The organism is Enterococcus sp. 22-H-5-01 (assembly GCF_050310005.1).
In the GTDB taxonomy this organism is placed as follows: domain Bacteria; phylum Bacillota; class Bacilli; order Lactobacillales; family Enterococcaceae; genus Enterococcus_A; species Enterococcus_A hailinensis.
The window spans coordinates 63372-81614 of sequence record NZ_CP189995.1; the positions used below are offsets into that span (position 1 = coordinate 63372).

Below are 18243 nucleotides of genomic sequence, written 5' to 3' on the forward strand. Positions count from 1 at the left end.
AAATAATTTACGATACTTCTTTATTCAAACAAAAATCCCCGTTTTAACCTATTTTTTATAATTTTATTTGGAGTTTTCCTGAAAAAGAGTAGCCTAAATAACCGTTTTTAGATAAATTTTAAAAACGGTACGGGCATAAGCTAGGAAACCAATGAAATACGGTCATTATTGTACCAACGGATATAGCTGTCAATTCCCACGATTGCTTCATCCAGTGATTGGAAGCTTTGAAAATTTACATATTCTCTCTTTAAAATAGAATGAAAGCTCTCAATTCTTGCATTGTCTCCAGGACATCCTTTACGGGAATAAGAATGTTTGATATTTAGCTGTATTAAACTATTTTCGAATAAATCACTTGTGTATTGACTTCCCATATCGCTATGAATTATTTTTGTCCCTAATGATTTTAAAATTTGTTGATCAATCACGCTGATAGCGAGCTCTTTTGTCATGTTAGCTCCTATTTTATGTGCTTCAACCCGTCGGGTTTCAGGATTATAAAGACTGGCTAAGTAGACCCATTTACGTTTCACAGGAATATAGGTAATATCTGTTAACAAGACACTAGATTTATTTCTTAATTTCTTTATCAAGTTAGGCCGCTGAGCGATTTCGGTATAGCTTTTCGGTTTCTTCATTTTCCGAACCATTCGTGATTTGATTCCTAATTCCCGCATGAGACGATAACTAAGATAGCGACTAATTGAGAGATTTAACTTTTCTTTAAAGTATTTTGTTATTCGAGGATAGCCGTACATGGGGTGTTTTAACCAACAATCTAATACTTGTTGCTTAAGAAATTGACGTCTCTGCTCTGATTTGCTCGGCTTCCACTTCAAAAAATCGTAGTAAGTTGATCTAGAAATATTCAAAACCTGTAAAATTCGGGTAATGCGGTGTCCTGCATCTAAGTTACACTGAATGATTCTTAAAATGACCTCTCTCCCTTGCTTCTTTAATTTTTTGCCAGAAGCACCGCTGCTCGCTTTAAAATGTCGAGTTCCTCTCTCAATCGTTTGTTTTCTTTTACTAACTCACGTTCTCTTATTGAAAGAATACCCCTATCATTGGGATCTGCTTGGCGAATCCATTTGCTAATTGTTGAGACGCTCACGTTATATTCTCTAGACAATGAGTTAGCAGACCGCCCGGTCTGACTCAGAGATATCATGGATTCTCTAAATTCTTGTGAATATCTTGTAGCTGAATTTTTTGTTTGCATAATAAAAAACTCCTTTAATAGATTATAGCGAACAACTTGTCCGTAATCATATTATAGGAGCCGGTTTTCACTAAAACAAAAAAGCGGGAATGCATATTAATACGCATTCCCGCTTTTCGATATATTATCCCAAAATAGAAAGACTCCAAATAATCGTTGAAAAATTTTCCTCAACAAATACGTGATTATCTGGTATACTTCTTTTGTTGTGGGATACCACAATATCGAAGGGTCAACGCATTAAGTGGCACTTAATGCCGAGTATGCACGCTGACGAAGCCTGTCAAGCTTCCGAGTGCATACCGCCTTTCGTTTTTTTTATGTACAAATTTCACTTTATACAAAGTGAAAACCAATTCATGTTAAGAATAGACACCAAACTAAAAAAAGTCAAGCACTAATGACAAACGTTATTGGATCAAAACCTCTCAAGTCTGTTTCTCAACCCACCTTAAAAAATTAACTACGCATCAGTCTGTGACCAATCAAAAAGAGTCACTTTAGGTAGTTCAGAATGTTCACTATCCAGCTTAATAGCCGCACAAGGTTTCTCAACAAACCAATTCTTCACGTATACGAAAATCAAATTTTGAATATTGTCTACTTTTTCGGTTTTTTGTTTCTGGTAGGCTTTCAGCAAGGTATTATACAATCCAGCTTCTGCATTGATTCCGTATGGATTTAAGTTTTCAAAAACAATTGAAACATCCGTTGATTGTTCCGCCTTGTGTTTGGCATTGTGAATCGTCTTCACTGTTTGTTGTGCTTCAAGATATGTGACAGAGAAAGTGGCAATCAATTTTAAAACACGTTCTGGAATAAACGTAGCAATGCTATCGTCTTTCATGATTTCAGCAAAGTTCTCCAAAAGCAATTTTTCTTGAGCCTGATCTTTGTCAGTGTCTTTTAAGTGTCTATTAGTGTCTAAGTTATTATTATTAAATTCTTTGGCAAATTTTGCTAGTCCGCTATTATCAAGGGTTTTAAGGTGTTTTGTGACACCTACAGAATTTGAACCCCCAGTATTATCAGTGTATTGATCTTTCTCATTTTGTTCATACTGACTAGCAAAATTTGCTAGTCCTTTATTTTCAGGAACTTCAATATCTTTTCCTCGTTTTTGCATGGAATAAATATCATTATCTGATACTTCTAATTCTGCAAGATACAACCGATTTTTTTCATTCTTTTGGGTATGTCTGTTAAATCCCATTTTTACTTGTTTTAGTAGACAAAAATCTTCAAGTTCCTTTTTTATACTAGTAATTCTGCGTTCACTACAATTCATCATTTCGGCAAGTTCTTTGCCTGTAAATTCAAAGTATAAATTACCGTTAGCATCAATTTGATTTTTGTATATTGCAACCTCACTTCTTGCTTTTAATAGCATGTATGCAATCTTGCTTCCTTCAGATAAAGATTTATATTTTTTACTTTCAATAAAAACTTTTGGATATTGATAAAACAGTTCATTGTATGATCTATTTGCCTTTAAATAATTAAAATTTTGCACAAAGATTACCACCTTGTAATTTAAATTTTTTGAAGTTAATTATTTATTAATGTTGTCTAGTTTTTTTTCTCTTTTACTTCTTCGCTAATAGCATAAAGGATAAATGAATGAATGTAAATAGTTTTAATTAGGTATAGAAAATTCCCTATATAGAAAAAAACCTATATAGAAAATTCTATATAGGGAAAAAATTATGATCAAAAAAATAGTCTTAGAATACTTCTAGGATAAGGAATCTATCCTTTAATTTCTATATTAGGTAATTTCTAAATAGGGATATTTCTTTATTTTGCAAAATCTATATTTCCCTATTTCTATACTTATGATATAATAAAAATATAAATAGGAGGTACTTATAATGGAATGGAAAAAAAGTAACGGTAGAGCTACGACAATAACTATTGGCAATTACAAAGGTGGGGCAGGCAAAACAACCAATGCAACTTTAATAGGTTACTCAGCCTCTAATAAGGATATTAAGACTTGTATTATTGATTTAGACCCACAATCAAATGCTACAAAAGAGTTAATGCTTACAAAGTTTGCTAATTATCCTGAATTAGAGGGTACTACAATAAATAAAACTATCATGGCAGGAATAGAAGAAGGATCGTTAGAAGATCTGCCAATAGAAATAAAAGAAAATCTTTTTTTAGTTCCGTCTTTTATTGATTTTGAAGGGTTTGCAAAGTATTTATATAAAAATACTTCATCTGACAAAGAAGAAGATTTCTTTTTGTCTCAATATTTTGAGCCATTGAAAGATAAGTTTGATTTAATTATTTTAGATGTGCCTCCTATGAGTATTGAGATTACTAAAAATGCTGTTACATCGTCAGATTATGTTTTAATCTCTTTACAGACTCAAGAATATAGTTTGACTGGTGCAGAGAGCTATGTTGAAGAATTAGGTAAACTTACATCCAAATATAGTTTAAATTTAGATGTAGTAGGTATTCTTCCAGTATTGATGAAAAATCATGGTAAAGTTGATGAATATATTTTAGATAGTGCCAAGAAAAGCTTTGGTGAAGAAAATATTTTTCAGACTTATATTCCTCAAATGGAAAGAATAAAACGTTTTGCAGTTAATGGCATTACTAACCTAGATAGACACGATAAGAAAGTTTTGGCAATTTATGATAACGTAACTAATGAACTATTAGAACGCCTAGAACAATTTAATATACAGTAATGAAGAAAGGTGATCAAATATGACTGATAAGAAAATTGGACTTTTGAATAAACAGAATACACTTGAAAGAAAACAAGGAAATATTATACCAAATCAAACATTTAATGAATCCTCTAGTGATAAAGTAAAGCGCAAAAAGGAAGAATTTAAAAATCAAAAAGGAAGTATAAAAGTTCCTTTATCTACAAAATCTGAATTGAGTGCATTAAAATCTATAACTAAAACTAAGACAGACTATGAAATGATACAAATGCTCATTGACTCATATGTACCTACAATGGAGAATACAAAGCAAAAAAGATTTAGATTGTTAACTGAGGATGATATTTAGAAAAAGGGAAATATAGTATATTCTATATTTCCCTTTTTATTTTAGTTGTTACATCATGATTTGTTCAATATATAGAAAAATGGAAATAGGGAATTATCTATAATCTAAATAATTTTGTGTTTTATTTTAATACCTACTCAACAGATAAAGCATAACTTATACATAAATAAAATGTATTGTAACATAACTATATTGACAGGGTTTAAATGAACATAGATTTTGTTATGGGTTTATGAACATGAAATTAATTGATTTTTTTAATAATAGAGGAAAAAAAGAAAGTGTACAGAAAGGGACACGTATATTCACAGATTAAACTAGAATACAGGCGATTAATTTAAGTTCTATCTACCATTGAATTAAAGAATAAATTATTAAATTGACGATCCGATTGCTTAGATAGTATTGGTTTCCTATTACACACTGAATTATGTTAGATAAATATACAATAGTAAAATATATACTTATTTTGAACACACGCTTTTTCTATGCTATTATTTAATAAATAATGAGTGTTTTTATGAAAAAAAAATTAGTTTTATTGTTTGTGTCTTGTTTATTTTGATCATCAATAGTTCAACAGTGCTTGCTGTTAATCAAACTGAAAAAGAAAGTAACGTCAAAGCTTTGCAAGAAATGAAAAATGAATTTTGGAAATATAGGGACGACAGTGATGTTACTCAAATTCAATTATCACCTATGTTTGAAATTCCATCCATATCTGATTTAAATACTGATCAAAGCAACAACAATCCTGAATTTGACAAAGTAATCGGAAATTCTTTGTTAGAAAAAATTTATTAAAGTATGCTGAAGAACTGAATGTAGAGGTTAATAGATCACCTAATGATAGCTTAGTAGGTTTCGACCAGATGGTTAATTTAAAATATTTTTCTCCCGATGGTGGTTCATTTACTGATTTGCGACCTTTGCAAACTTTAACAAAATTAGAAACTCTTATCAATTTGGGAATTTTTGATAAAGCAAATTTAGATGATTTAATTTTATTAGATAATTTGAAAGAGATTTCTCTCGATTTTAACGGACACATTGCTGATAATATGAATACAAAACCAAATGCTTTATTAGATATTTCAGCTTTATCTGGGAAAAATAATTTAGAACAAATTTATATTAGCGGCGCAGACGGATATTTGCCCACTGTATCAATGAGTAAAAAAAATAAGAATTACACTTTAATAGATCCTGTTATTTTATCAGATCAATTTAAAGAAAAAATAGTATACGATATCGATTTAATACAAAATGAACCAGAAGATGGTTCAGATTGTTTAGATAATGAGGCAAATTTGACTGTAACAGATAATAATGAATTAATATGGGAGAACATTCCTAGTGACACTGAATACCTATTGTTTTCGGCACATGTTAATGAAGGTAATTTTAGTTATAATGCAGATAATATAAAAATCCCTATTCGTTGGTTAGACTAATAGATAACATGGTTCTTTTACGAGTTCTTAAATAGAAATATTTAAAAACAGCGTATTATAAAATACATGTTTTGCTCTCAATTGTATATGATTAAAAAAAAAGCAAGTGTACAGAAAATGACTATTAGTGCCACATTGAATAATAGTATAGTGAAAATTCTTCATAGAAATTCACAATACTTTACAAGTATATTTATTGGATTAGAGATGTCCTTGATAGTTAGAGAAGAATGCACATATAAGATATATTCTTTTTAATCGAGTTTCTATTCAAAAAAAAGAAGTCCAACTGATTTCAGTTGGACTTTTTGTGAGCGCAAAAGCTCTATGTCATTTATTTGTGGGCGATTACAACCCTATATAATTAACATATTAACGGTCTTTTTTCTTTTGTCAATACCTTTTTACTTGATTAATCGCTCATTGATGGACTGATCAATTTTATCTAATACTTCTGAGGGGGCTTTAATACTACCAATAGGATCTAATTTGTTTAATCGTTTGACTCGATTTTTACTGATTGATTGAATATTGGAGGGCATAATGAATGATTCTTTTGTATACCGTTTATAAGTATCAAATACTTTACGAGATTGACGAATCTCTGTTAGTAATTGCTGTGTCTTTTTACTCAATTCTTCAGTGGTATCACATAGTAATTGGAAATGTTGAGCTTTTTTAATCGCTTCTTGATTTGTTAAAGGAGTGCCTTTTGAACTGATTTCAATCAGTGGGTCTGAAAGTTTATCTCCGTCTAATAATCCTGAGGCAATCGCAGCTAGAATAAGGATCCGTAGTTTCTCTTGTTGTTTGTCTGAATAACTAATGACGTGTTTGATGCTTTGAAGGCCAACAATGATCCCTACGGGAACATAGTTTGGCTTCTTTTTTGAAGAAATAGGAACAACTGTTAATAAACCATTCTTAGCATTATCAAAATTATTCAATACGATGGCAAAATGGTTTCCGGAAAGCTCATTACCCACATTAATACCAAAATCTACATAAATGATAGTTCCTCTTTTAAATATCTTATAATTCCTTTTTTTAGTGACTCGATCCTTCTTTAGATAGGTACTTTGATTGAGAAGCCACTGCGGGAGATATTTATATTTGGGGAATCCAGAAAGTGATTCATCGATAAAGTGTTTGTTTGCTTCATTACAAGTAGATATAATCGTTTCTCTATTCATGTGGGCCTCCAAATGACGTAAAATAATTCAAAATTTATTAGTGAAAAATAAAACAATCGAATGATTTTCCTCATAAGTTTAAAATATTTTTTTTTGAAAGTAAATCCAAAATATTTTTTTGTCGAATTATCAGTCACAAAACATAAAATATACCTTCGGGTTTTGAATATAATTAGTATAAACAAAAAAACGATATATTTTAATATATCGTTTTTTTGTTACCTATATATAAATAAAAATAATAATATTTTCACAAATCATTTAAAAAGACTAGAACAGCTATAAAGATTTTTCTTTTTTTTTAAAGAAAAGTACTTATAGCTATTTTTGTCTAGCAACTTAGTATTACAAATACTAAGAAATTCCGTGTTAATGTACCTCACTAGTATACATTAGTGGTTATTTTTTAGCAATATGATTAACAATTTTGATTAAAAAAGAAAATAAAGGGATATAAATGGGATATATTTGTTGTTTTATAGGCATTTAACTTACGCCGTCATAAAAGCCGTCAATTATTGGAGGAATGAATCGTGTCAAAAAAAGGAGAAAATATCTATAAAAGAAAAGATTTACGTTGGGAAGGACGATATATAAAAGGAAGAAAGGAAAACGGAAAGATTCAATATGGATATATTTATGGAAAAAGCTACTCTGAAGTGAAAAAGAACTTGTACATTCAGAAGGTCAGACATCAAAAAATTATTGAGCTGAATGGAGAAAGCGCAATCACTTATCAATCTTTTTGTTTAGACTGGCTAAACAAAAGACAAATCATCTTAAAAAAATCAACGTATGCAACTTATCTGTACAAATTGAAAAAATACGTCTTTCCTTATATAGGAGAGATTCCTTTAAATCAAATTACTAGAGATACTATCCAAGCATTGGTTCAAACGTGGATGGATCAGTCTTTACAAGCATCCACGATTCATGTGACCTATCAAATCATGAAGAAACCATTGCACGAAGCCTATCAGGAAGAAAAAATTATTCAATTTCCTTGTAAAAACATTCTTTTACCTAAGAAGAAAAAAGAAAAAGTTCGATCTGTCTCGCGTGTAGATGAAAAAAAGTTAGAAATACAAGCCAAAAAAAGTCCTTTAGTTAACGGATTGCCTATCTTGTTAGCGTTAAAAGCAGGACTACGCATTGGGGAAATTGCAGCTCTTCAATGGAAAGATGTAGATTTGTCCCATCGACTATTAAAGATTAGAAACACTTACCAACGAATTCCTCTGTCTAGTGGAAAAAATAAATCGGAATTATTGTTAGCTCCTGCCAAAACAAGCCATTCTGTTCGGATAATTCCCATCGGGAATAATCTGTATAAATGGTTAAAAAAGGCAAATAAGAAAGCAAAAGGGCCTTATGTTTGTTCAGAGAATCTAAAGCCGCGTGAGCCACGCTTGATTACGTATCATTTCCATCAATTGATGAAAAAGAGCAATCTATCAAATATTCATTTCCATCAATTAAGACATACTTTTGCGACTCGTTGTATGGAATCTCAAGGCAATATTACGGCTATTAGTGCACTGTTAGGCCATGCTTCTACACAAATGACTTTAGATACCTATACAGATGCAGACATTATTAGTTTGAAAGAAACCATTTCAAGAAAAGAACGTCTACGAAATATTGCGTAATTATAAATTTTTAAATTCTATTAACCGTCAAGAGCCGTCAAAAGAATTGAAAAAAGCCCCACAATAGAACGTTTTTTATCTGTTACTTAGTATTTGTAATACTAAGTTAGAAAATACGTAAACTAACGCGTTCAACAAGCTTCTATTTTAACATGGTTTAAGTGAAAAAGATGCGACATAATCTTGTGAATGATTTGGTTTGGATGGAGGAGAAGAATCATGGCTCAGATTCTTATTTTAACAAAAAATGTAGAGCATGAACTTGCACTTTTTGAACAATTGCGACATCTGGGACATGAGGTTTTTCTATCTCATAATGCCGTGGATTACTTTGAAAAAAAAGAATCCTTTCCTTGGTGGGTTGAGGGTTTTTCTATCACAATTATTAGTGAGACCCTTTCTAATAAGACTGCAGAAAGGATTTTGAGAGTCCTAAAGAACAGAAAGCATTATTGCCTTTTAAAGGTGGATGTTCTTCCTAATGTTGAGCAAAAAGAAACCTGGATTAGACAAGGATTTGATGGGTGGATAGATGAACATTCGTCATTATCTGAAACAAATGAATTATTGGAAGAAATAGAGAATTCGATACCAGAACGTCGTTCTGACCATTTTTTAACGGGTGAGAAAGAGGGTCAAAAGTCTCTTGAACTACTTCAAAGTAAATTATCGACAGTCAATAAAAAAATTTTTACTGCACTAATGCAATATAAAGGAAAAAATATTAGCAGAGAAGAATTGTCTATATTGCTTTGGGGAAAATGTACGGATGCCACGCTGAGTCAGCTTTCTGTGAGAATAAAAAAAATGAATCTATTGATTTATTCTCAGTTAGGGATTGACCAAGCAATTGTGACAGATTGGGGAAAAGGTTATCGATTTAAAGAGTTATTTGTAGAAACATGTCTTTAAAAGATAGCTTAATTATAAATAATGAATAAGTGAAAGGGTGTGATTACATGCAGCTAAGAAGAAGTCGTTCTGTAGTTGATTGGTTCAAAGTCCAAAAGATTGGGAACATGAATGAAGAGACACCTGAAACGACTTTGAAAACAGATATGGTGTTGCTGGGTAAAGAAGATAAGAATGATCAACTTGTAAGTACAGTAGGCGTCCAATTAGAATTTTTTTTGGTCCATACACGTTTTATTGTTTCAGGAAAAATTAGTCAAATCAACTATATTTTAGAAAAAGAAATTCAATCAGAAATGGATTTTTCTGAAGAAGAAGTTCACGAGCTATTAGCGCCTATTTTTGAGACAATTCAACGATTAACCTACGATGTTACTGAAATAATTCTTGACGAACCAGGAATACATTTAGATTTTTCACCAACTGAAAAGGCGTTAAGGGAAGAGGTTGAGAAATGAATGAAAAGCACGTGTATCAGCAAGAGGAAATGATTTTATTTCGATCTACTAATCGAAAAAGAAAGTCTTCCTTGAACAAAGGGGTTGTTGGAGCTACCGCTATTTTTGGTTCTTTATCTATGGTTTTATCGGTGGTACCTATCCAGACGATGGCGGCAGAAAAGAATGTAGACGTAGTTTCTTCAACAGATAAGCAAGCAACACAAGAAACTGCTCCCATAGAGCAACAAGTAACAAAAGCAATAGCAGATCCTATTTCTTCAATAACGAAGAATACGGAAACCACAAGTGAAGAGATAACTCCTTCAGAAGAAACAAACGAAGGAAATAAAGGAACGACTCCTTCAGAAGAAACAAACGAAGGAAATAAAGGAACGACTCCTTCAGAAGAAACAAACGAAGGAAATAAGGAAACGACTCCTTCGGAGAACGAAAACGAAGGAAATAAAGGAACAACTCCTTCAGAAGAAACAAACGAAGAAAACAAAGAGACAGATGCTCCGATTGTAGAAAAGAATGTAGCCGTTCCTGCTGAAACACATTCTACGAATGCCACACAACCATTGGATCGGGTTGATTTTAGCGACCAATGGTCTTCTATTTTTACTACAGAAGAAACAGCAGAAGCAGGTTCTATTCATTATGAAAAGAATCAAACAACGGAAGAATTTATCACAGAAATTGCAGAAAGTGCTCGAAAAGTAGGGCAAGAAAAAGATCTATATGCTTCTGTGATGATTGCTCAAGCTATTTTGGAATCTGGTTCAGGTAGCAGTTCATTATCCCAAGAACCACATTACAATCTTTTTGGAATTAAAGGAGACTATAAAGGAAAATCTGTGTCGTTTAATACACAAGAAGATGATGGAACAGGTAATTTGAATACTATTTCGGCTAATTTCCGTTCTTACGATAGCTATGAAGCATCTTTTGAGGATTATGCAGACCTAATGAAGAATGGTATTTCTGGAAATACTCATTTTTATGAGGGTGTCTGGAAAACAACGGCTACTTCTTATGAAGAAGCAACAGCGTTTCTTACGGGAAAATACGCGACAGATACGCAATACAATCAAAAATTGAATGGTTTGATTGAAACCTACGGGTTGACACAATACGATCAACCAAAAGAAGAGGGAACAATCAAATCGACCAGTATTTCTGCTCAAGGTTACATGGTTCCTGTAACAAATTATGTGATTTCTAGTGGTTTTGGAAGTAGAGGTGGCGAATTCCATCGAGGATTAGATTTAGCAGCGACTACAGGAGAAGCTGTATTGGCTTCAAAAGCAGGAAAAGTCCTTACAGTAGAGAGTCATCCATCGTGGGGCAATTATGTTGTTGTCCTTCATTCAGATGGTTCAACGACACTTTATGCACATTTAAGTGCTTTTAAAACAAGTGTGGGACAAACAGTGGAACAAGGACAAGTGATTGGATTAGTTGGTACGACGGGAAATAGTACGGGGCCACATTTACATTTTGAAATTTGTTCGGATGCCTCTTTACTACAAAGTAAGTTGATCGATCCACAAGCAATTCTATTTGGATAGGAGAAAAATATGGAAATGAATGCCGAAAAAATCAGCCGACTAACTTTTCCAACTTCTTCAGTAGGCGGATATAAAAAACAGGATGTGGATGACTTTCTGAGTGTAATCGCAAGAGACTATAAAAAGTTTGAAGCACAGATTGAAGGATTTCAACAAAAAGAAGAACAATATACAAAGAAAACGTCACAATTAAAGGATTTCTATCTCGATAGGGAATCAAAATATTTGTTAGAAATTAAGCAATTAAAAGAAGAACTTGCCCAAATGACAGAAAAACAGTCGAACATCGAAGATGAGCAACCTATTGAGAAAACGACTTTTCAAAAAGCAATTATGATCGCTCAAGAGACTGCTTTTGAGATTGAACAACAGGCGGAAGAAGAAAAGCAACGCATTTTAGAACAAGCCGAATTTGACCGTGGACATATTATAAAAAAGGCGAGACAAGAAAGTAACGAATTACTAGAAAAAGCGAAACAAACGAAAAAAGATTGGCTTGAAGAAGCAGAAATGATCAAGAAGAACGCGGATCATCGTGCGGAAACCGTGGAAAAACATACGCAAACGACACTTCAAGAGTTAAGTGCCAAAAAGCAAAAAGAAGAACAACAAGCAAAAAGTGAACTATCGAAATTGGAATATAAAAAGCAACAGCTACAACAAGATATTAGTTCAAATCGTCAGGAAGAAATCACCTTCTTAGAAAGTCAAATTTATGAATATAAACTGTTGTTGCATCGGTTGGAAAAACAAAACTGGCAACATTTAGCTGAAAAAATGACACAACGACTTCAAAAAATATAATGACTTTTTGAGAAAGGAGTAAGCAAATGAACTTTAAAGCAGTAGATATTCGGAAATTGACGTTTAAAACCACTGTAGGAAATGGCTTCAAAAAAAAAGATGTAGAAGATTTCCTAAAAAAAACAGCAACTGATTATGAAATCTATGACGAAAAGATTCGAACTGCGCAAGAAGAGAAAGCTGAACTGGTTAAAGAGTATGAAGAACAAATCAGTCGCCAAAAGCATCGGATTTCTATTCTAGAAGAGGCGAATACAGAGAACGTTGAAGCAAATAAAACGTTAATAAATGAAAAGCAGCAATTGCAAAAACAGTTAAAATCATTGGACGAAGTCCAACAATTGAATCTCAACTATAGCGAAGTAAAAAAATTGAAACGTATTGCAGAGAATAGTTTGTCTGCAGCGGAAAACGCCGCCAATCGATTGATAGACGAAGCGAAGCAGCAAAAAGTAGCCATTCGTACAGAAGCAGAAGACGAAAAAAATCAATATTTATTACAAGCGCAGTTGGAGATCAGTGCCTTAGTAAAGGAACAAGAAGCCAAGGAGCAAGGATTGAGAGACCAAGAGGTCGCTTTAGACAAACGATACCAAGAATTAGAAGAAGCAAAGCAGCATTTCCAAAAGGAAATCAGCAAAGTAACAGAAATGGTCTATGGTGTTCAAGACGAGTTGGTTAGAGAATATGAGCAAGAAATTGAACAATTGGTAGAGAAAAAAAAGCGATTGAGTCCGACCTCACCGAGGAATAATGTATCGTATATCGCTGTAAAAGAGATCAGCTAGAAAAAAATCAAATAGTGAACTTATAAATGAAACATCAAGAATAAAAAGAGTGGGAAGTGACGATAAGTGAGTAAAAATAATCACGTAATGATTTATCGTAAAGAACCTGTAAAACGATATAAGATGCATAAAGTGAAGAAACATTGGGTTGTTAAAAGTGGTGTAGCGAGTATGGTGACGGTCGCGTCTATTGGGTTACCAGGAATGGTTCACACAGCCCTGGCGGCAGAGACAGATACAGAGGTAGTGGATAGTGAAACGGATGATAAGAAAGCAACTACACAGAGTAGTGAAAAGTTAGCTACTGTGGCTGATTCCAATGAATTGAATGTACAAGCACAGTCATCATTTGAAGGAAATAACGAATCACAATCAGCAGAATCAAAAGAACAAGTCCTACCACAGTCAACAACTAATGAAGACGGTTCAACTACATGGACCGCTAATCAAGATGAAAAAATTAAACTTGAAAATGTTGTTAGAAAAACGTCGACTGGAGAAATAGCTCCTAAAGATTCTACAAATCAATATTTCGATAGAAGTTTATCGATGGATATATTAATTAATAATTCAAACTCCGATATAAAAAAAGGAGATAAAATAATTATACCTATTACTTCAGATAGAAGTAGTCAACCAGGTTCCAAATTAAATAGTGATGGAGATGCATCTTTATTTTATGGAATGAATGGAATAATACCCGGTTTGGGGTCTATATCATATGAATCAGATGAAGTGGGTTTTGTAATCAATGTTACGGAAGAAACAAAAGATGAAAAAAAATATAGTTTATTTTTAGTAGGAAATAATTCAGTAGGACCTACTTATGGATACGATACCACTACGAATAGTACATTTCTTAGACCTGTTACAATTAATTATGGAGGAATAGGTCAAGAAACAATAACAGTATCGGGTAAGTATGGCGCTGTACTCTCAGATAATTCAGCAGATTTCAATCTTGGAGGTTCAGGTAATAGTATTTATAGTTTATTTTATTATTATGATGGAATGAATCAATTAGATGCTCTGAAAAATAATGGGGAAAGTTCGAAAAATAATTCCTCAATTAATGTTCAAATTAATAGACTTGAGATTGATTCGAAAGCTGAAGTTCTATCTTTAGTGCAAAATCCATTATATGGATATGGATACTTTTATTTACCTGATCCTGCTACTAATGGAACAACTTTACTGATGGTAAATAGAATTTTAACTTTTGATAATCTTACTTTTGTTCCTATGGATCCAGATGCTACTAATAGTGAAATTGAAGAAAAATTGATGGCAGAAGGTGATAATAAGTATACGATTATTTCTAATACTGATGGAACATATTCCTTCGCTCGTAGTTATTCTGCGTCAGGCACAACTTTAATTGATTCGCTTGAATATAAAGAAGGGAACTATACATCACCAACTGATTACATAAAAAAAGAATTTGGTGTTGAGTATAGTAACCCAGAAGTAATTAATAAAGCATTGAGCACAACAATAGTGGCTAATAACCTACAATTTATATCGAAAATGACTGATGATTCAGTTGAACATAAGGTTAAGGTAACAAATACATCAACTCAAACACCAAGTATTTCAAAGGAATTGAAAGTTACTACGATTCCAAATAGTGTCGAAGTAGATGGAAAGTCATACCTAACAGGAAATTATATAAATGAAGATACGAATAAAGCATTCTCAACAGTTGATCGTTATTCGAACTTTCCTGGCCTCACTAATGTGATCACACCTAAGGAAATTGCTGGTTATGAATTTGTTGGTGTTAGAAATGCACCCGAGGGGTTCGTTGATAATGAAGATGGAACGTATACCTACACGCAAACAGATGTGAGTACGAACACAGTTGACTTTATGTATAAACCGTTATCCTATGATATCCCTGTCAACTATATTCAAAAAAATGCAGATGGAACAACTACAGCCTTGGGAAGTGCTGACACTAACCTTTCCGGAGCGACTGGGGCAACTACATTTGTTCAGGCCAAGAACTATGCAACTGATAAGCATCTTGTCGTTGTAGGGAACAATTTGAATTCATCTGTTGCTTCTATACTGCAGTATCCCTTTGGACCAGATGCACCAAACCCATTAGAGATTTATTATCAAGAAGCAGGAGCATATACGTATGATACAAGCCAGTATAGTGGGGAAACGACGTTAGCTGATACGCCGTATACGATCAATTCTAATTTGACATCTGTCGCAGATCTAACCGTAGCTGATGTTCCTGAAGGGTATCATTTAGTAGATATTAATGGAATATCCTATGCAAATGGAGATACAGTCAAAGCGAGAAGTACAACTGAAAATACACAATTAACGTTAGTCGCAAATGATGGTACGATCACATACAATTTTGTGGATGCGGAAGGCAACGAATTGACAGATGTTGTACCTATCACGGACCAAACAAAAGTAGGCGCTACGATCCCAGATAAAACGAGTGTGATCAATGGGTATGTATTAAGAAGAGACAAAACAACAATCACAGGAGCTTCTACAGATAATACGGTTGGTACTAGTGGATCGGTCGTTGTGAACTATACGTACGTTCCTACAGGGAAGTACGAACTTTCAAGCAATAGTGAAAAATTCACTAATCCTGGAGATATCACGTATACCAATAACACAGAAGATCCTTCAAAAGTAAATGAATCTGATACTTCAACAATTATCCCGTATGTTGAAGGCTTCACACCTTATTATGATGGTAAACCATTAGATTGGGTTGATTCTTCGGATGAAACAAAAGGGTATAAATCCCCCATCGTAGATGTGGGAGAAGAAGATCAAGACATTAAAATTGATTATGTAGATGATCACGATTCAGATAGTGACGCCGATTCGGATTCAGACAGTGACTCAGATAGTGATTCGGACTCAGATAGTGATTCGGACTCAGATAGTGATTCGGACTCAGACAGTGACTCAGACTCAGATAGTGATTCGGATTCAGACAGTGACTCCGATTCCGATAGCGATTCGGATTCAGACAGTGACTCGGATTCCGATAGTGATTCGGATTCAGACAGTGACTCGGATTCCGATAGCGATTCCGACTCAGACAGTGACTCAGATAGTGATTCGGACTCAGACAGCGATTCGGACTCAGACAGTGACTCAGACAGTGACTCAGACTCAGATAGTGACTCCGATTCAGATAGCGATTCGGACTCAGACAGTGACTCAGATTCAGACAGCGATTCGGACTCAGATAGCGATTCGGACTCAGACAGTGACTCGGATTCAGATAGCGATTCGGACTCAGACAGTGATTCGGATTCCGATAGCGATTCGGACTCAGACAGTGATTCGGATTCAGACAGTGACTCGGACTCAGACAGTGACTCAGACTCAGACAGTGACTCAGATTCCGATAGCGATTCAGACTCAGATTCCGATAGCGATTCGGACTCAGATAGTGATTCGGATTCAGATAGCGACTCAGACTCAGATAGTGATTCCGATTCAGACAGTGACTCAGATTCAGATAGCGATTCAGATTCAGATAGCGATTCGGACTCAGATAGTGATTCGGATTCAGACAGTGACTCAGATTCCGATAGCGATTCAGATTCCGATAGCGATTCGGACTCAGATAGTGATTCCGATTCAGACAGTGACTCAGACTCAGACTCAGATAGCGATTCAGACTCCGATTCAGACAGCGATTCGGATTCAGACAGTGACTCAGATTCAGATAGCGATTCAGACTCAGACAGTGACTCAGACTCAGACAGCGACTCAGATTCAGACAGTGACTCAGATTCCGATAGCGACTCAGATTCAGACAGTGACTCGGATTCAGATAGCGATTCGGACTCAGACAGTGACTCAGATTCCGATAGCGATTCAGACTCAGATTCCGATAGCGACTCAGACTCAGATAGTGATTCCGATTCAGACAGTGACTCAGATTCAGATAGCGATTCAGATTCAGATAGCGATTCGGACTCAGATAGTGATTCGGATTCAGACAGTGACTCAGACTCAGATAGCGATTCAGACTCCGATTCAGACAGCGATTCGGATTCAGACAGTGACTCAGATTCAGATAGCGATTCAGACTCAGACAGTGACTCAGACAGCGACTCAGACTCAGACAGCGACTCAGATTCAGACAGTGACTCAGATTCAGATAGCGACTCAGATTCAGATAGCGATTCGGACTCAGATAGTGATTCGGATTCAGACAGTGACTCGGATTCAGATAGCGATTCGGACTCAGACAGTGACTCAGATTCAGACAGTGACTCAGATTCAGACAGTGACTCAGATTCAGACAGTGACTCCGATTCAGATAGCGACTCAGACTCAGATAGTGATTCCGATTCAGACAGTGACTCAGATTCAGACAGTGACTCCGATTCAGATAGCGATTCAGATTCAGATAGCGATTCGGACTCAGATAGTGATTCCGATTCAGACAGTGACTCAGACTCAGATAGCGATTCGGATTCAGACAGTGACTCAGATTCAGATAGCGATTCAGACTCAGACAGTGACTCCGATTCAGATAGCGATTCGGATTCAGACAGTGACTCCGATTCAGATAGCGATTCGGATTCAGACAGTGACTCGGATTCAGACAGTGACTCCGATTCAGATAGCGATTCGGATTCAGACAGTGACTCCGATTCAGATAGCGATTCGGATTCAGACAGTGATTCAGACTCAGACAGTGATTCAGATTCAGATAGCGATTCGGACTCAGACAGTGACTCCGATTCAGATAGCGATTCGGACTCAGACAGTGACTCCGATTCAGATAGCGATTCAGATTCCGATAGTGATTCCGATTCAGACAGTGACTCAGACTCAGATAGCGATTCAGATTCAGATAGCGATTCGGATTCAGACAGTGACTCAGATTCCGATAGCGATTCGGATTCAGACAGTGACTCAGATTCAGATAGCGATTCAGACTCAGACAGTGATTCCGATTCCGATAGCGATTCGAATAAGCATTCTGGATCAGGGACAAGTGGAAATGATACGAAAAAATCATTGCCTAAAACAAATACAAATGATGATACGTTGATGTATGCTGTTTCTGGTTTAGGAATGGTTGGATTGGGTCTAACATTCTATGATGCTTCAAGAAGAAAAAGAAAAAAAGACAATGGGAGTAAATAAGCGATAAAAATGGA

Annotated in this window: 14 protein-coding genes; 11 read left to right on the forward strand and 3 right to left on the reverse strand. The window is 34.6% G+C overall.

From position 1 onward, the window contains the following. Positions 1-140: 140 nt before the first annotated feature. Positions 141-1225 (reverse strand): IS3 family transposase gene (locus ACQKTA_RS13490; protein ID WP_427813514.1). Its coding sequence is split into 2 segments (ribosomal slippage): positions 141-988 and positions 988-1225, totalling 1086 coding nucleotides; the frame shifts between segments, so codons are not numbered across the junction. A gap of 463 nt (positions 1226-1688) precedes the next feature. Beyond that, positions 1689-2738 carry a replication initiator protein A gene (locus tag ACQKTA_RS13495; protein ID WP_427814954.1) on the reverse strand — a complete coding sequence of 350 codons (1050 nt, stop codon included), beginning with the start codon at positions 2736-2738 and terminating at the stop codon, positions 1689-1691. A gap of 358 nt (positions 2739-3096) precedes the next feature. On the opposite strand from ACQKTA_RS13495, the gene ACQKTA_RS13500 reads away from it, so the two are divergent. The 4 genes from ACQKTA_RS13500 to ACQKTA_RS13515 all read left to right on the forward strand — a co-directional run bounded on the left by ACQKTA_RS13500 (position 3097) and on the right by ACQKTA_RS13515 (position 5718). Continuing rightward, the gene (locus ACQKTA_RS13500; RefSeq protein ID WP_427814955.1) at positions 3097-3933 is read left to right on the forward strand and encodes a ParA family protein; all 837 of its coding nucleotides are present in this window, start codon (positions 3097-3099) and stop codon (positions 3931-3933) included. 19 nt (positions 3934-3952) lie between these two features. Then, positions 3953-4264 carry a hypothetical protein gene (locus ACQKTA_RS13505; protein ID WP_427814956.1) on the forward strand — a complete coding sequence of 104 codons (312 nt, stop codon included), beginning with the start codon at positions 3953-3955 and terminating at the stop codon, positions 4262-4264. 561 nt (positions 4265-4825) lie between these two features. After that, positions 4826-5068: a hypothetical protein gene (locus ACQKTA_RS13510; RefSeq protein ID WP_427814957.1), complete on the forward strand. Its 243-nt coding sequence runs from the start codon at positions 4826-4828 to the stop codon at positions 5066-5068. A gap of 68 nt (positions 5069-5136) precedes the next feature. Continuing rightward, positions 5137-5718: a hypothetical protein gene (locus ACQKTA_RS13515; protein ID WP_427814959.1), complete on the forward strand. Its 582-nt coding sequence runs from the start codon at positions 5137-5139 to the stop codon at positions 5716-5718. A 404-nt stretch (positions 5719-6122) separates the two neighbouring features. On the opposite strand, the gene ACQKTA_RS13520 is transcribed toward ACQKTA_RS13515, so the two are convergent. After that, a complete protein-coding gene (locus ACQKTA_RS13520; protein WP_427814960.1) occupies positions 6123-6911 on the reverse strand; it encodes a type II toxin-antitoxin system PemK/MazF family toxin in 789 nt (262 codons plus the stop codon). 533 nt (positions 6912-7444) lie between these two features. Between ACQKTA_RS13520 and ACQKTA_RS13525 the strand changes: the two genes are divergently transcribed. The 7 genes from ACQKTA_RS13525 (at position 7445) to ACQKTA_RS13555 (ending at position 18229) form a co-directional block, all read left to right on the forward strand. Continuing rightward, positions 7445-8560 carry a tyrosine-type recombinase/integrase gene (locus tag ACQKTA_RS13525; protein ID WP_427814961.1) on the forward strand — a complete coding sequence of 372 codons (1116 nt, stop codon included), beginning with the start codon at positions 7445-7447 and terminating at the stop codon, positions 8558-8560. Between the two features lie 219 nt (positions 8561-8779). Beyond that, positions 8780-9472, forward strand: coding sequence for a winged helix-turn-helix domain-containing protein (locus tag ACQKTA_RS13530; protein ID WP_427814962.1), 693 nt, complete (start codon positions 8780-8782; stop codon positions 9470-9472). A gap of 47 nt (positions 9473-9519) precedes the next feature. Further along, positions 9520-9930, forward strand: a complete 411-nt coding sequence (locus ACQKTA_RS13535) for a DUF1149 family protein (protein ID WP_427814963.1) — start codon at positions 9520-9522, stop codon at positions 9928-9930. Continuing rightward, a complete protein-coding gene (locus ACQKTA_RS13540; protein WP_427814964.1) occupies positions 9927-11483 on the forward strand; it encodes a glucosaminidase domain-containing protein in 1557 nt (518 codons plus the stop codon). The genes ACQKTA_RS13535 and ACQKTA_RS13540 overlap by 4 nt, the downstream gene beginning before the upstream one ends. A 9-nt stretch (positions 11484-11492) precedes the next feature. Then, positions 11493-12287, forward strand: coding sequence for a DivIVA domain-containing protein (locus tag ACQKTA_RS13545; RefSeq protein WP_427814965.1), 795 nt, complete (start codon positions 11493-11495; stop codon positions 12285-12287). A gap of 26 nt (positions 12288-12313) precedes the next feature. Beyond that, positions 12314-13075, forward strand: coding sequence for a hypothetical protein (locus ACQKTA_RS13550; protein WP_427814966.1), 762 nt, complete (start codon positions 12314-12316; stop codon positions 13073-13075). Between the two features lie 66 nt (positions 13076-13141). Continuing rightward, positions 13142-18229 (forward strand): clumping factor A, encoded by a 5088-nt coding sequence (locus ACQKTA_RS13555; protein ID WP_427814967.1) that lies wholly within the window; start codon positions 13142-13144, stop codon positions 18227-18229. The last annotated feature ends 14 nt before the right edge of the window (positions 18230-18243 follow it).

Excerpts from the sequence above, each read along its gene's own strand:
- ACQKTA_RS13500 (WP_427814955.1), top strand. The coding sequence starts at position 3,097 with ATGGAATGGAAAAAAAGTAACGGTAGAGCTACGACAATAACTATTGGC.
- ACQKTA_RS13505 (WP_427814956.1), top strand. The coding sequence starts at position 3,953 with ATGACTGATAAGAAAATTGGACTTTTGAATAAACAGAATACACTTGAA.
- ACQKTA_RS13515 (WP_427814959.1), top strand. The coding sequence starts at position 5,137 with ATGGTTAATTTAAAATATTTTTCTCCCGATGGTGGTTCATTTACTGAT.
- ACQKTA_RS13520 (WP_427814960.1), bottom strand. The coding sequence starts at position 6,911 with ATGAATAGAGAAACGATTATATCTACTTGTAATGAAGCAAACAAACAC.
- ACQKTA_RS13530 (WP_427814962.1), top strand. The coding sequence starts at position 8,780 with ATGGCTCAGATTCTTATTTTAACAAAAAATGTAGAGCATGAACTTGCA.
- ACQKTA_RS13535 (WP_427814963.1), top strand. The coding sequence starts at position 9,520 with ATGCAGCTAAGAAGAAGTCGTTCTGTAGTTGATTGGTTCAAAGTCCAA.
- ACQKTA_RS13540 (WP_427814964.1), top strand. The coding sequence starts at position 9,927 with ATGAATGAAAAGCACGTGTATCAGCAAGAGGAAATGATTTTATTTCGA.
- ACQKTA_RS13545 (WP_427814965.1), top strand. The coding sequence starts at position 11,493 with ATGGAAATGAATGCCGAAAAAATCAGCCGACTAACTTTTCCAACTTCT.
- ACQKTA_RS13550 (WP_427814966.1), top strand. The coding sequence starts at position 12,314 with ATGAACTTTAAAGCAGTAGATATTCGGAAATTGACGTTTAAAACCACT.